This window comes from Pseudomonas sp. AIG (assembly GCF_977020205.1).
Window position 1 is genome coordinate 24,239 of sequence record NZ_CDROCK010000050.1, and the last position, 14,348, is coordinate 38,586.

Consider the following 14,348-nt stretch of genomic DNA (forward strand, 5'->3'; position numbering starts at 1 on the left):
CACAGCGCAGCCTTCGCCAGACCTAGAGCGGTCGGCGGGGCTGCGCCGTTTTTTGCCGTCAGTCCGATGCTTGACCCTTGTCACAATTGCGATCGTATTCAAGTCTACAATCGAAGCCTCTGCGATACATCTTTTACGCAAGGGAGGTCAGCAATGAAGATCCTGATAAAAGAAGTGGCAAAGTCTCAATGGCAGGTTCGTCTGGACCAACACGCGGTGACATTCCGCAGTGAAGCCGAAGCACTGGCCTTCACCCGCACCCTCGAAGCGCGACTCTGCGCGCCCCATCAGATTCCCGACCGCAGCCAGCAGCGCGCCGCCGGCTGAGGCTTGCTTATGCCTCGGCCTGAGCTTGCGCCAGCGCCCGGGCATTCTGCAGGCGGCGGGTGAGCAGCGCCACGCACACCACCAGCAAACCGCACAGGCTGATGACGATTGCCATCGGCACGGCGCTGCCGTCGTGCAACACCCCGACCAGTGCCGAAGCCCCGGCGGCGACGCTGAATTGCATGCAGCCGAGCAGCGCCGAGGCACTGCCGGCGCGCGCGCCCTGGCCGTTCATCGCGCAAGCGGCGGCGTTGGGGCTGATGCAGCCCAGGCTTGATACGCAGATGAACAGTGGGATCAGCAGCGGCCACAGGGACGCGGTATGCATCGCGCTGACCGCGAGCAGCGTCAACCCGGCGCCGAAATAAACCCACACCGCCCGCGACAGCAGGAACGCCGGACCGCGCTTGGCCAACATCCGCGCGTTGACCTGCGCCACCAGAATGAACCCCGCCGCATTGGTGCCGAACAGCCAGCCGAAATGCTCGGCCGGCACGCCATAGAGTTTGATGAAGATGAACGGCGAGCCGGCGATATAAGCAAACATCCCGGCGATGGCGATGCCGCCGGTCAGGGCATGACCGAGATAAACCCGATCCTTGAGCAAACGCCCGTACTGACGCAGTGCGCCGGACAACGGCTGACGCGGCATGTGCGCCGGCATACTTTCCGGCAGCCCCAGCGCTACCGCGAGACCGGCCAGTGCACTGAACCCGGTCAGCACCAGGAAAATCGACTGCCAGCCGGTGGTGTTGACCAGCAGACCGCCGAGCATCGGCGCCAGAATCGGTGCCAGGCCCATCACCAGCATCAATTGCGAGAAGACTTTCGCCGAGCCCACCGCGTCGCACTTGTCGCTGACCACCGCCCGGGAAATCACCATTCCGGCACAGCCGCCCAATGCCTGGACGAAACGTGCACCGATCAACCATTCCAGATTTGGCGCATAAGCGCAGGCCAGTGATGCCAGGGTGAACAGCGTGAGCCCCACGAGCAACGGGATGCGTCGGCCGAAGCGATCCGCTACCGGGCCGTATGCCAGTTGGCCGATGGACAGACCGGCAAAGTACGCCGCCAGCGTCATCTGCACGTGCTTCTCGTCGGTGCCGAACGCCAGCGCCATCGAGGGAAAGGCAGGTAAATAGAAGTCGATCGCCAAGGGCCCGAAGGCGGTCAAGGCACCGAGTATCAGAATGGTACGGAAGTTCATCAGGCATCCAGGTTGGCAAGTTGGCAAGTCGGCAAGTCGGCAAGTCGGCAGCCCGACAGTCTAGCCGCGCCCGGACGCCTTGAACATTCCGATAGCTCGCTAACTATAAAACTTCAGACGAGTTTCACTGCGTAGCCTTCTTCGCTGATGACTTCCATCACTTGTTCGGCACTCAGCGCACTTTCGACGCCGACTTCTTTCGCGGCCAGATCAACCCGCACGCTGGCCGCCGGATCCTTGGCCTGAACCGCGTTGGTGATGGCTTTGACGCAGTGACCGCAGGACATGCCTTGAACGTTGAACACTTGCATGGAATGACTCCTTTGAGTGAGGTTGCCGGCAGTTTCGAGCTTGCCACGATGGCAAGGTCAAGTTCTTCAATGAACTGCCGGGCTGGCATTCGGCGCCGCGCTCGGCCAAGCTGCGTACATCAATGACTCGATTCAGGAGATTCAGCCATGCGCTGGTCAGCTTTCAGCCTGTTTGGCTTTCTCAGTCTCTTTGCCGCGCTGCCCTCGGCCAACGCGACCGGCGAGGACTACGCCGTTCTGATCATCTCGCGTGAGCGCCTGGAAGTGCCGACGTCCTGTGAGATCGGCGTGTACATCCAGGATCAGTTTGCCGGGCGACTGCTTCAGGAGCAGTCCACCTCGTTCAACCTGCAACACGGTACGTTTTCCATTCGCCTGAAACTGGAGCCGGGCCAAGTGCCGGGTTGTCAACCAGGCATGCTGGCGCCACCCGCGCAGGAAATCTCGCTCAAGGCCGGCGATGTCGTGAAGTACCGGATCGCGACATCTGCCAAAGGTTTGTACCTGCGCCCCGCCGCCCTCGAATACTGAGTACATCAAACCTGTGGGGGCGAGCCTGCTCGCGAAAGCGGTGTGTCATTCAGCGCTGAAGCTGAATGGGACGGCCCCCTTCGCGAGCAGGCTCGCTCCCACAGTTGGTTTTGCGGCGCGTCAAAGATTGGCGCTTGACCTTGCCCGCATGGCAAGGTTGATCCTTGTGGGCATCTACTACAGGGAGTACGACCGATGTCCGATTCCATCACCTTCGACCTGCCGATTGCCGGCATGACCTGCGCCAGTTGCGCCGGACGTGTCGAGCGGGCCTTGAGCAAAGTCAGCGGCGCCAGTGCCGTCAGCGTCAATCTCGCCACCGAGCAGGCCCGCGTGCAGGCGCCCGGCGACAGCTTGCCGGCGTTGATGGATGCGGTCGAACGTGCCGGGTACCGCGTCCCGCAGCAAACCATCGAACTGAACATTGAGGGCATGACCTGCGCGTCGTGCGTCGGTCGCGTCGAGCGTGCGCTGAACAAAGTCCCCGGGGTGAAAAGCGTCAGCGTCAACCTCGCCAACGAACGTGCGCACCTCGAATTGCTCGGTCAGGTCGACCCACAATGCCTGATCGAAGCCGTCAGCAAGGCCGGTTATTCGGCCAGCATCTGGCAAGCCGAACACCCACAAACCGATAACCAACAACAGCGACTGAAACATGAACGCTGGGCGCTGATCTGCGCGATCGCCCTCGCCCTGCCGCTGGTAGCGCCGATGTTGCTGCAACCGTTCGGCATCCACTGGATGCTTCCGGCCTGGGCGCAATTCGCCCTCGCCACGCCGGTGCAATTCATTTTCGGTGCACGTTTCTACGTCGCCGCGTGGAAAGCCGTGCGTGCCGGCGCCGGCAATATGGACTTGCTGGTCGCCCTTGGCACCAGCGCCGGCTATGGCTTGAGCCTGTACGAATGGGCCACCGCTGCCGGACGCATGCCGCATCTGTACTTCGAAGCCTCGGCAGTGGTCATTGCCTTGGTGCTGCTCGGTAAATATCTCGAGAGCCGCGCCAAACGCCAGACCGCCAGCGCCATCCGCGCCCTCGAGGCGTTGCGTCCAGAGCGAGCAATTCAAGTGATCGATGGCCGCGAGCAGGACGTCGCCATCAGCGCCCTGCGCCTGGGCGATCGGGTGCTGGTCAAACCCGGCGAGCGCTTTCCGGTCGACGGCGAAGTCATCGAAGGCCAGAGTCATGCCGATGAAGCACTGATCAGCGGCGAAAGCCTGCCGGTGCCGAAACAACCTGGGGACAAGGTCACCGGCGGCGCGATTAATGGCGAGGGTCGCTTGCTGGTGCGCACCCAGGCGCTGGGTACCGAAACCGTGCTGGCGCGGATTATTCGTCTGGTAGAAGACGCCCAGGCCGCCAAGGCACCGATCCAGAAACTGGTGGATAAAGTCAGCCAGATCTTCGTGCCAACGGTGTTGCTGATTGCGTTGGCAACACTGATCGGCTGGTGGCTCTACGGCGCGCCAATCGAAACCGCGCTGATCAATGCCGTCGCGGTGCTCGTTATCGCCTGTCCGTGTGCACTGGGCCTTGCCACGCCGACCGCGATCATGGCCGGCACCGGTGTCGCCGCACGCCACGGCATTCTGATCAAGGACGCCGAAGCGCTGGAACGCGCCCATGAAGTCAGCAGCGTGGTCTTCGACAAGACCGGCACGCTGACCTCCGGCACGCCACGCATCGCCCACTTCAGCGCCATCGACGGTGACGAAAACAACCTGCTGACACTGGCCGGCGCGCTGCAACGCGGCAGTGAACATCCGCTGGCCAAAGCGGTGCTGGATGCAGCCGCCGAACGAGGCCTGAACGTGCCGGATGTCAGCGACAGCCAATCGCTGACCGGTCGCGGCATTGCCGGCAATCTTGAAGGCCGGCGTCTGGCGCTGGGTAATCGGCGGATGCTCGAAGACAGTGGTTTGAGCGCGGGCGACCTGAGCGAGTCTGCCCAGGCATGGGAGGCCGAGGGTCGCACCCTGTCGTGGTTAATCGAACAAGGTCCTGAAGCGAAAGTGCTCGGTTTGTTCGCCTTCGGTGACACCTTGAAACCCGGCGCACTGGAAGCGGTGCAACAACTCGCCGCCCGCGATATCCACAGCCATCTACTGACCGGCGACAATCGCGGCAGCGCTCGCGTCGTCGCCGAGGCTTTGGGCATCAGCAATGTCCACGCTGAAGTGCTGCCGGCGGACAAAGCCGCGACCGTCACTGAGCTGAAAAAAACCGGCGTAGTCGCCATGGTCGGTGACGGCATCAACGATGCCCCGGCCCTCGCCGCTGCCGACATCGGCATCGCCATGGGCGGCGGCACCGATGTGGCCATGCACGCGGCGGGCATCACCCTGATGCGCGGCGATCCACGGCTGGTGCCGGCGGCGCTGGAGATCAGTCGCAAGACCTATGCGAAGATCCGCCAAAACCTGTTCTGGGCCTTCGCCTATAACCTGATCGGCATTCCGCTGGCGGCGTTCGGTTTCCTTAATCCGGTGCTGGCCGGTGCGGCGATGGCATTGTCTAGCGTCAGCGTGGTGAGCAATGCGCTACTGTTGAAAACCTGGAAACCCAAGGACCTGGAGGAACACCGATGAACATCGGCCAAGCGGCCAGACACAGCGGCCTGAGCGCAAAAATGATCCGTTATTACGAGTCGATCGGTTTGCTCAAAGCGGCCCATCGCACCGACAGCGGTTACCGGGTCTACGGCGACGATGACCTGCACACGCTGGCCTTCATCAAGCGCTCACGGGATCTGGGGTTTTCCCTGGAAGAGGTCGGCAAACTGCTGACCCTCTGGCAGGATCGCCAGCGCGCCAGCGCCGATGTGAAGGCCTTGGCGCGACAGCACATCGACGAGTTGAATCAGAAGATTCGTGAACTTGGCGAGTTGCGCGACACCCTCCAAGACCTCGTCGAGCACTGCAACGGCGACCACCGCCCCGACTGCCCGATCCTCAAGGAACTGGCGTCGGGCTGCTGCGCGCAACCCGCCCGCGCTTGAGGGCAAGCACTTTCACCGTCAGCAATGTGCCGAGGGGAATGCCGTGGAACAGCATGACCACGGCACCCGGGGTCCACCACCCATAGAACGGCGCAGCGATGAGCATGCCGATGCCGAACCCGGTCATTTGCAGCAAGGTCAGAAAACTGAAGACCGGCAGGCGCAAATGCTCGGGTTCGCGTTGCAGTCGCGACATCAATCCGACTTCGGAAAAACCGTCACCCAGGCCCGCCGGCAATGAAAACAGCAGCAGACCGTAGAGGCTGTGTTGCTGGAACATCAGGATAAAGCCGCAGGACATCAGCGCCACGCCGAAGAAAAACCGTCGCTCTAGATGAGTGTTGTCCGAGCCTTTGAGACGGCTGGCGATTCGCGCCCCCAGCAGTTTGCCGCTGGCCCACACGGCGAGCATCAGCCCCAGCGTAGTGCTCGCCGACTCCGGCGTGAGCAGTCTGGAAATGATCGGAAAGCCGACGTTGTGCGCGGCGCTGCCCAGGGTGTCGGCCATCGTCACCGCCAGCATGGCGGCAATCACCGGCGTAGAGCGCAAGCCCTGCTTGAGGGCAGACCATTCGCCGCGTTCGGTTTCCTCGTTGGCTGTTGCAGGTTCGAAACGCAGCGGTACGATCAACAACGCTGCCAGCACATAGGTCAGCGCATTCAGTGCGAATACCGTTTCAAAACCAAAACCCGCCACCAGCAAACCTGAAACCAGACTGCCACCGACCATTGCGGCGGATGACGCCGAGGTGATCCAGGCGTTGGCCTTGAGCAATTGCTCGGCGGGGATCAGACGCGGCAACTGGCTGTTGAGGCCGATGGCGAACATCGAGTTGCCCAAGCCCAGACCGAAGGCGATCACCGGCAACAACAAGGCCTGCAGGCTGACGGGCACGATCAACAACAGTCCGAGCACGCTGGCGCGCAGCAGGTCGAACGCAATCAGCGGTGCGCGCCCGCTCCAGCGGCGATAAAACCGGGTGCCGATCAGACTGGCAAAGATCCCTCCGCCCACGCGACTGGCGAGGAAAACCCCGACGCTCATGGCACTGTTGCTCAGCAGATAGACGTAGGTGGCCAGCGCGACCATGTTGAGGAAGGCGCCGAAATCGGAGATCAGGCGGGCGGTGACGATCAGGTGGGTGTTGCGTGGGGTGGTCACATTCAGTCCTTGAGTGTGGTTGGAGCGGTGGACAGTAGACTTGAATTTGCGGGGATCCGAAAGAGCCCTCACCCTAGCCCTCTCCCAGGGGGAGAGGGGACTGATTGGGGGATGCTTCAGAGGTTCGCGGACCTGAAATTTCTTTACTGAATCCAGACAGGTCCAATTGCTGACCCCATCCAATCCATAATCGACCCGGTGTTTCAGGTCGATGTATGACGCAAGACACCTCGGTCGGCCCCCTCTCCCTCTGGGCGGTCCGACGTTTCGGGAGGGCTGGGGTGAGGGTGCTTCTGGTTCAAACAAAAAAACCCGGCCGAAGCCGGGTTTCTCATCAAGCAATCACTGCATCCACGGTGGCGGCGGTGGTTCGTCGGATTTGCCTTTCGGCTCGTCGTCCGCCGCACGGATGGCCTGCTTGCGTTCCTCGTCGAGGCGCGCCGCTTCGATCTCGCGCAACACCCCGCCCACATCGGCCAGGTCTTCCGGATCATCGAACTCACCGGTCAGCACGCTGTTCGGGTGCAAGGTGCCGGCTTCGTACAGCGCCCACATTTCTTTCGCGTACTTGGTCAGTTTCAACTCCGGCGCAAAGCGACCGAAGTACGAAGCCATGTTGCCGACATCGCGCTCCAGCATGCTGAACGCGTGGTTGTTGCCGGCAGCGTCAACCGCTTGCGGCAGGTCGATGATGACCGGGCCGGTCGGTGTCAGCAGCACGTTGAACTCAGAGAGGTCACCGTGCACCAGACCGGTACACAACATCAGCACGATCTGCGAAATCAGGAACGCGTGATACTCGCGCGCCTGATCCGGTTCCAGCACCACGTCGTTCAGACGCGGCGCGGCGTCGCCGAACTCGTCGGCCACCAGTTCCATCAACAGCACGCCGTCGAGGAAGTCGTACGGTTTGGGCACCCGCACGCCGGCACCGGCCAGACGGAACAGTGCCGCCACCTCAGCGTTCTGCCAGGCATCTTCGGTCTCTTTGCGACCGAACTTGGAGCCCTTCGCCATCGCCCGAGCCTGTCGGCTGTTGCGGACCTTGCGGCCTTCCTGATACTCGGCCGCCTGGCGGAAACTGCGTTTGTTCGCCTCCTTGTAGACCTTTGCGCAACGTAACTGATTGCCGCAGCGCACCACATAAACAGCTGCTTCTTTACCACTCATCAGTGGGCGCAGCACTTCGTCGACCAGACCGTCCTCGATCAGGGGTTCAATGCGTTTTGGAGTCTTCATCAGCTTTTATTGTGGGTCCTTTATTACCAAACACGCGAATGTCACTCGTTATACGGCAATCCTCGCATCACGGGGAGGGGTTACCGACCTGTGAACGTTGAGAATGCACACACTGTGCCGGATTAAACAGGGCCAACTTTGCGTTCGCGCATCGACCGTCGGCAATCATAGCCGAGCCGGTTGTACTTGTTGGTACATGTCTTCAAGGGCATTTGCGACAGAATCTGACATTCGACCGATGACCCTTCGGAAGTTTTTTGCAAAGGCGCCTCAATTTCCCTGTTTTGCAGCCGAAGCCCTCAATGACAGAGGGATTTGTCCGACAATCGTTCCAAAACAATCAGCGATGCTGCACTCAGGGAAACGGGTGATCCACAACGTTTTCGGCTGCCAATAAACCACAAGTCATCTGCACTGCGTGGGCCTACAAGAAAATCTGGAGCGCGGATGAACATCAAACAGAAATTGACGTGGGCGTTTGCAATCATCGCCTGCTTGCCGGTGGTGCTGGTCGCGACCCTGGTGGTGATGAACTTGCGCAGCGATGCCCGGGACAACTTTGTCGACAGCAGCGGTCGCGAGATTCGTCAGGTCAGCAATGCCATGCAGCTGTTTTTTGACGGCATCAGTCAGAACGTCGATTACCTGGCGTCGCAGCCGCTGATCAAAAACACCGACGACAGCCTCAAGACCTACATGAGCGCCAACGCCGAATCCATCCCGCAGGGCGAGATGGACAAAAAGGTCTTCGCGTTCCTTCAGGATCTGGGCAACGCCCACCCGGCGTACGCCTATGCCATCGTCGGCACCGCCGCCGGCGGTTACGTGTCGTGGCCGGACGACCCCAAGCTCAATAACTACGATCCGCGTCAGCGTCCCTGGTACAAGGCCGCCCAGGCCAAACCGGGCAAACCGTTCCGTACCGCCGCCTATTACTGGGCACAGGACGATGCGACCTACGTCAGCACGGTGCGCACCATCGATAACAAACTCGGCAGCAACGGCGGCGTGGTCAGCATCGACGTAACGCTCAAGCAGCTCACCGAGATCGTCAAACAGATCAAGCTGGGCGAAACCGGCTACCTGATGCTCCTGGAAAACAGCGGCACGGTGCTGGTCGATCCAAAGCAGCCGGAACACAACTTCAAGCCGCTGGACAGCCTCGGCGAAGGCTATGCGCAACTGGCCAAGGCCGGCAAAGGCCTGGTCGAAGTCGAGCTTAATGGCGAGCGCTACATGGCCAACGTCTGGCCGTCGGAGCAATTGGGCTGGACCTTCGTCGGCCTGATCAAGCAGAGCGACGTGATGAGCTCGGCCACGCAACTGACCTGGCTGATCGCGATCATCGCCGCCGTGCTGGCCGTGCTGTTCGCCGTGGTTGGCGCCAGTTTCGCTACCCTCATCGTGCGGCCGATCCGCAGCGTCGCCAGTGGTCTGGAAGGCATTGCGCAGGGCGAAGGCGACCTGACCAAAAACCTCGATATCCGGGGCAACGATGAAACCGCGCAACTGGCCAACTGGTTCAATCAGTTCCTCACCGCGATCCGCAGCCTGATCCAGCACATCGGCGGCGCGGCCGGGAAAATCCTCGCGACCTCGCAGAGTTCGACCCGCGTCTCGAGCGACATGGCCGAAGCGGCCGGGCGCCAGCGTGAAGCCGTCGACATGGTCTCGACCGCATTCCACGAAATGGTCGCCACTGCCAACGAAGTCGCGCGCTCGTGCAGTCAGGCGGCAGACTCGGCCGACAGCGGCCAGCGTCAGGCTCGTCAAGGCCAGCAGCAGATCGATGCGGCGGTGAACAGCGTCGACCAACTGAGCCAGGAGCTGGAGCAATCGGCGCAGTCGATGCAGCAACTGGAGCGCGACAGCAACGATATCCAGTCGATCCTCGGCACCATCCGTTCCATCGCCGAGCAGACCAACCTGCTGGCGCTCAATGCCGCCATCGAAGCGGCCCGCGCCGGTGAGCAAGGCCGCGGCTTTGCCGTGGTCGCCGATGAGGTGCGTGCGCTGGCTAAACGCACGGCGGATTCGACGGCAGAGATTGATGGCCTGCTCGGCAATCTGGCCAAACGTACCAGTCAGGTCACGCAGCAGATGCACGCCAGCCTGCAGGTTTCGCAGCAGTCGGTGACGCGCATTGGCGAGGCCCGCGAGAGTTTCGGGCAGATCCGCGAGTCGGTGGACGTGATCCGCGACATGAACACGCAAATTGCTACCGCCGCTGAAGAACAGCATCAGGTGGCTGAGGACATCAACCGGCACATCAGCCAGATTCATGGGGATGCGCAGTTGGTGGCAGAACTGGCCAACTCGGCGCGTCTGGACTCGCAGAGCCTGGCGGGGTTGTCGAATGAGCTGGATGGGTTGGTCAGACGGTTTCGTACCTGAACCCAAAAGCCCCTCACCCCAGCCCTCTCCCGGAGGGAGAGGGGGCTGACCGAGGTGTCTGACGGTATGCATCGACCTGAAATACCGCGTCGATTATGGATTCTGTAAAGCAGGATCAGGAAGGCGTAACTCTGCAGCATCCCCCAATCGGTCCCCTCTCCCTTTGGGTGAGGGGCTCTTTTAGCGTTAGCGTTCGATGATGGCGGTGACGCCTTGGCCCCCGGCGGCGCAAATCGAGATCAGCCCCCGGCCCTTCCCCGCCGCGTCCAGCAACTTCGCCAGGTTCGCCACGATACGCCCGCCAGTCGCAGCAAACGGGTGCCCGGCCGCCAGCGAACTGCCCTTCACATTGAGCCGGCTACGATCGATCGAACCCAACGGCGCGTCAAGGCCCAGCCGGGTTTTGCAGTATTCGGGATCTTCCCAGGCCTTCAGCGTGCACAGCACTTGCGCTGCGAACGCTTCGTGAATTTCGTAGTAATCAAAATCCTGCAGGGTCAGCCCGTTGCGCGCCAGCAATCGTGGCACCGCATACACCGGCGCCATCAACAGGCCTTCCGCACCGTTGACGAAATCCACCGCCGCCGCTTCGCCGTCGCGCAGATAAGCGAGGATCGGCAAACCGCGTTCCTTCGCCCACTCCTCGCTGCCGAGCAGCACCACAGACGCACCATCGGTCAGCGGCGTGGAGTTGCCCGCCGTCAGCGTGCCCTTCGCGCTTTTTTCGAACGCCGGTTTCAGCGTTGCGAGCTTTTCCAGGGTCAGGTCCGGGCGCAAATTGTTGTCGCGAGTCAGGCCCAGGAACGGCGTCATCAGGTCGTTGTGCCAGCCTTCGCTGTAGGACGCGGCGAGTTTGTGGTGGCTTTCGAGGGCCAGTTGATCCTGATCCTCACGCGGGATCTGCCAGGTCTGCGCCATCAGCTCACAGTGCTGGCCCATCGACAGGCCCGTGCGCGGTTCGCCGTTTCGTGGAAACTCCGGGATCAGGTGTTGCGGCCGCAGTTGCAGAAAGGTTTTCAGCTTGTCGCCGGTGGTCTTGGCGCGGTTGGCTTGCAGGAGAATTTTGCGCAGGCCTTCGCTGACACTGATCGGCGCGTCCGAGGTGGTGTCGACGCCGCCAGCAATGCCGCTCTCGATCTGACCGAGGGCAATCTTGTTCGCCACCAGGATCGCCGCCTCCAGGCCGGTGCCGCAGGCTTGCTGAATGTCATAGGCGGGCGTCGCCGGTGACAGGCGCGAGCCGAGCACACACTCACGGGTCAGGTTCATATCTCGTGACAATTTCAGCACCGCGCCCGCCACCACTTCACCAATGCGCTGGCCGTGCAGGTTGTAGCGTTCGATCAGGCCTTCGAGAGCGGCGGGGAGCATCGCCTGATTGCTGGCCGTGGCGTACGGCCCGGTGGAACGGGCGGAAGGGGTACGGTTACCGCCGATGATCGCGACGCGGCGCAGCTGACTCATGAATGACTCCTTAGAAAATTTCGGGTTGAAACAATCCCTGTGGGAGCGAGCTTGCTCGCGAAGAGCGCGGCACATTCACCAATTTTTCTGACTGATACGACGCCTTCGCGAGCAAGCTCGCTCCCACAGGGTCCGCGCATATCTGCAAGACCTGCTAAACCTCAGTGTCTAGCGTAGGCCTTATTGCGTGGATCGAACGATTGATTGCCATCGACAGTCCACACTTTGAACCCCAACTTCTGGAGAGCGTTCCATGTCTGACCGCTATATCGACTTCGCCAATTCGTCCATCGGCCATCGTCTGGTCGGGGCGCTGGGCCTGCCGTCGCCGGTGCGACTGGAACGCTGGCAGGCCGGACGCCTGCGGCCGGTGGACGGTGCGCTGCTGATCGGCGGCGGGCCGCTGGCCGAGCGCGTCAGTGCCTTCGCCAACCGTTTGACCGACGGCATCTACCGCTACGGCGAGCAACCGGCGAGCGCCACCGAATGGATTCCCGGCCACGGCCCGAAACTCAAAGCCGTGGTGTTCGACGCCAGCGAACTGCTGCACACCGACCAGCTCAAACAGCTGCGCGAATTCTTCCAGCCATTGATGAAGAACCTTGAGCACAGCGCGCACCTGGTGATTCTTGGCCGTGCGCCGGAAACCCTGACGGATCCGTTTGCCGCCAGTGCGCAGCGAGCGCTGGAAGGGTTTTCCCGTTCGCTGGCCAAGGAGCTGCGCAGCGGCGGCACGCTGCAACTGATCTACGTCGGCGAAGGTGCTGAAGATCAACTGGAAGGTCCGCTGCGGTTTTTCCTCTCGCCGAAAAGCGCGTTCGTCTCCGGACAAGTCATTCGCCTGACGGCTTGCGCGACGCCAGTCACCGACTGGACGCGGCCCTTGGCCGGGCGCAAGGCGTTGGTCACCGGAGCGGCACGGGGCATCGGCGCGTCCATTGCCGAAACGCTGGCCCGCGATGGCGCCGAGGTGATCCTGCTCGATGTTCCCCCGGCCAAGACCGATCTTGAAGCCCTCGCCGCGCGTCTCGGCGGGCGCGCCATCACTCTCGACATCTGCGCCGAAGACGCCGCCACGCAACTGATCGAACAGCTGCCCGACGGCCTCGACATTCTGGTGCACAACGCCGGCATCACCCGCGACAAGACGTTGGCCAACATGACACCGGAATTCTGGGACGCGGTGCTGGCGGTCAACCTCAACGCCCCGCAAGTGTTGACCAAAGCGCTGCTCGACAGCGGCACGCTGCACGATGATGCACGGGTGATTCTGCTGGCCTCGATCAGCGGCATCGCCGGCAACCGCGGGCAAACCAACTACGCCGCGAGCAAGGCCGGACTGATCGGTCTGGCGCAGGCCTGGGCACCCACGCTGTTGGCTCGCGGCATCAGCATCAATGCCGTCGCGCCCGGTTTCATCGAAACGCAGATGACCGCGCACATTCCGTTCGGCCTGCGCGAGGCCGGGCGGCGCATGAGTTCGCTCGGTCAGGGCGGCTGGCCGCAGGACGTTGCCGAAGCGGTCGCGTGGCTGGCACAACCGGGGACCGGCGCATTCACCGGGCAGGCGCTGCGGGTCTGTGGACAAAGTGTTCTGGGGGCTTAGGCATGAGCATCGAATGGCACACGCTGGATCGCGAACCGAGTCTGCCCGGGCTGTACGCACGGGCGGCGACGCGACGGAAAATCACCGGCACGCAATTGCCCGACAGCGGCTTGCGCTGCTGGGTCGATGTCGATGGCAAACGCTTGGCGGCCTATCGCAAGGTCTGCGGATTCGTCGATGACGGTTTGCTGCCTCCAACGTACCCACACATCCTCGCCTTTGCCTTGCAGATGCAATTGCTCACCGCCAAAGAGTTTCCGTTTCCCCTGTTGGGGCTGATTCATTTGAGCAACCGCATTCGCGTGCTACGCCCGATGGGCGGGATCAGTCGGGCGCAGGTGAGCGTGCGCTTGACGAATCTGCAAGCGCATCCCAAAGGTGCGACGTTCGATCTGCTGACCACTCTGGATGATCAACTTGGGCCGTTGTGGGAAGCCGAAAGCCAAATGCTCTGTCGCGGTGTCAAGCTTGAGGGCGAAGCTGTCGAGCACATCTGGGAACCCTCGCAATCGCTGGTGGAAGTGGCGCGCTGGAGCGCTCCGGCCGACATTGGTCGGCAATACGCCAAAGTGTCCGGAGACTACAACCCGATTCACTTGAGCGCGGCGAGTGCCAAGCTGTTTGGTTTCCCGACAGCCATCGCCCATGGTCTGTGGAACAAGGCGCGAACGCTCGCGGCGCTGAGCGATCATTTGCCCAAGGCCAATCTCGAAATCGCGGTGCACTTTCGCAAACCGGTGCGCTTGCCCAGTGAGGTGACATTACTCGCGAGTGCGGCGGGGTCCGGTGGTGAGTTGCGTCTGGTCGGTGTGAACGAGCTGGAACACATGGTCGGGCAGTGGCAACCGATTGCCTGAGCACTCGGAACACCGTTAATTGTGTGTATATCACTTAAGTTTTTCCCGCCCTCTTCCCCTTCGCCGAAAAATCCCGGGCCTTGATTATCAAGGCCTTTTTTTGTCCGGCTATATCCTGGGTATTAGTCCTTAGGCGTTGAACTTCACCTTATATATAAAGGCGTTAATACCAACTTGAGAATGGTCTGAAACCTGCCCCTGGACTGAGATTGAGCACAACGGGCGAAGGCATCACCGGCAACAGACCG

General features: G+C 61.7%; 12 protein-coding genes and 1 pseudogene. 8 read left to right on the forward strand and 5 right to left on the reverse strand.

Annotation, left to right across the window (positions count from 1 at the left end; translation table 11 throughout):
• Window positions 1-153 precede the first annotated feature (153 nt).
• Window positions 154-327: a hypothetical protein gene (locus ACWR1S_RS24240; RefSeq protein ID WP_007914687.1), complete on the forward strand. Its 174-nt coding sequence runs from the start codon at window positions 154-156 to the stop codon at window positions 325-327.
• A 7-nt stretch (window positions 328-334) separates the two neighbouring features.
• Here ACWR1S_RS24240 and ACWR1S_RS24245 read toward each other — a convergent pair whose 3' ends face one another.
• The gene (locus ACWR1S_RS24245) at window positions 335-1,537 is read right to left on the reverse strand and encodes a multidrug effflux MFS transporter (RefSeq protein ID WP_454565261.1); all 1,203 of its coding nucleotides are present in this window, start codon (window positions 1,535-1,537) and stop codon (window positions 335-337) included.
• 113 nt (window positions 1,538-1,650) lie between these two features.
• On the reverse strand, window positions 1,651-1,848 hold the full coding sequence (locus tag ACWR1S_RS24250) for a cation transporter (protein WP_331694247.1): 198 nt from the start codon (window positions 1,846-1,848) through the stop codon (window positions 1,651-1,653).
• Between the two features lie 147 nt (window positions 1,849-1,995).
• Between ACWR1S_RS24250 and ACWR1S_RS24255 the strand changes: the two genes are divergently transcribed.
• From ACWR1S_RS24255 to cueR, 3 genes are all read left to right on the forward strand, one after another.
• Window positions 1,996-2,379 (forward strand): hypothetical protein, encoded by a 384-nt coding sequence (locus tag ACWR1S_RS24255; RefSeq protein ID WP_242208408.1) that lies wholly within the window; start codon window positions 1,996-1,998, stop codon window positions 2,377-2,379.
• A 195-nt stretch (window positions 2,380-2,574) separates the two neighbouring features.
• On the forward strand, window positions 2,575-4,968 hold the full coding sequence (locus ACWR1S_RS24260; RefSeq protein ID WP_454565262.1) for a heavy metal translocating P-type ATPase: 2,394 nt from the start codon (window positions 2,575-2,577) through the stop codon (window positions 4,966-4,968).
• The gene (gene cueR, locus ACWR1S_RS24265; protein ID WP_025111722.1) at window positions 4,965-5,378 is read left to right on the forward strand and encodes a Cu(I)-responsive transcriptional regulator; all 414 of its coding nucleotides are present in this window, start codon (window positions 4,965-4,967) and stop codon (window positions 5,376-5,378) included. Before ACWR1S_RS24260 ends, cueR begins: the two co-directional genes overlap by 4 nt.
• Here cueR and ACWR1S_RS24270 read toward each other — a convergent pair.
• Together ACWR1S_RS24270 and ACWR1S_RS24275 are read right to left on the reverse strand one after the other, a co-directional pair.
• Window positions 5,332-6,540 (reverse strand): MFS transporter, encoded by a 1,209-nt coding sequence (locus ACWR1S_RS24270; RefSeq protein ID WP_454565263.1) that lies wholly within the window; start codon window positions 6,538-6,540, stop codon window positions 5,332-5,334. The two genes, cueR and ACWR1S_RS24270, sit on opposite strands and share 47 nt — an antisense overlap.
• A 342-nt stretch (window positions 6,541-6,882) precedes the next feature.
• Window positions 6,883-7,779, reverse strand: coding sequence for a PA4780 family RIO1-like protein kinase (locus ACWR1S_RS24275; protein ID WP_007914672.1), 897 nt, complete (start codon window positions 7,777-7,779; stop codon window positions 6,883-6,885).
• A gap of 528 nt (window positions 7,780-8,307) precedes the next feature.
• On the opposite strand from ACWR1S_RS24275, the pseudogene ACWR1S_RS24280 reads away from it, so the two are divergent.
• Window positions 8,308-9,315, forward strand: a pseudogene (locus tag ACWR1S_RS24280) (cache domain-containing protein); the annotation flags it as partial.
• A gap of 129 nt (window positions 9,316-9,444) precedes the next feature.
• Window positions 9,445-10,173 carry a methyl-accepting chemotaxis protein gene (locus tag ACWR1S_RS24285; protein ID WP_371857759.1) on the forward strand — a complete coding sequence of 243 codons (729 nt, stop codon included), beginning with the start codon at window positions 9,445-9,447 and terminating at the stop codon, window positions 10,171-10,173.
• 186 nt (window positions 10,174-10,359) lie between these two features.
• On the opposite strand, the gene ACWR1S_RS24290 is transcribed toward ACWR1S_RS24285, so the two are convergent.
• Complete coding sequence (locus tag ACWR1S_RS24290; RefSeq protein WP_454565264.1) at window positions 10,360-11,637, reverse strand: acetyl-CoA C-acetyltransferase; 1,278 nt, start codon at window positions 11,635-11,637, stop codon at window positions 10,360-10,362.
• A 253-nt stretch (window positions 11,638-11,890) separates the two neighbouring features.
• Between ACWR1S_RS24290 and ACWR1S_RS24295 the strand changes: the two genes are divergently transcribed.
• Both ACWR1S_RS24295 and ACWR1S_RS24300 read left to right on the forward strand, forming a co-directional pair.
• Complete coding sequence (locus ACWR1S_RS24295; protein ID WP_454565265.1) at window positions 11,891-13,243, forward strand: 3-oxoacyl-ACP reductase; 1,353 nt, start codon at window positions 11,891-11,893, stop codon at window positions 13,241-13,243.
• 2 nt (window positions 13,244-13,245) lie between these two features.
• Window positions 13,246-14,100: a MaoC family dehydratase gene (locus tag ACWR1S_RS24300; RefSeq protein WP_454565266.1), complete on the forward strand. Its 855-nt coding sequence runs from the start codon at window positions 13,246-13,248 to the stop codon at window positions 14,098-14,100.
• Window positions 14,101-14,348 lie beyond the last annotated feature (248 nt).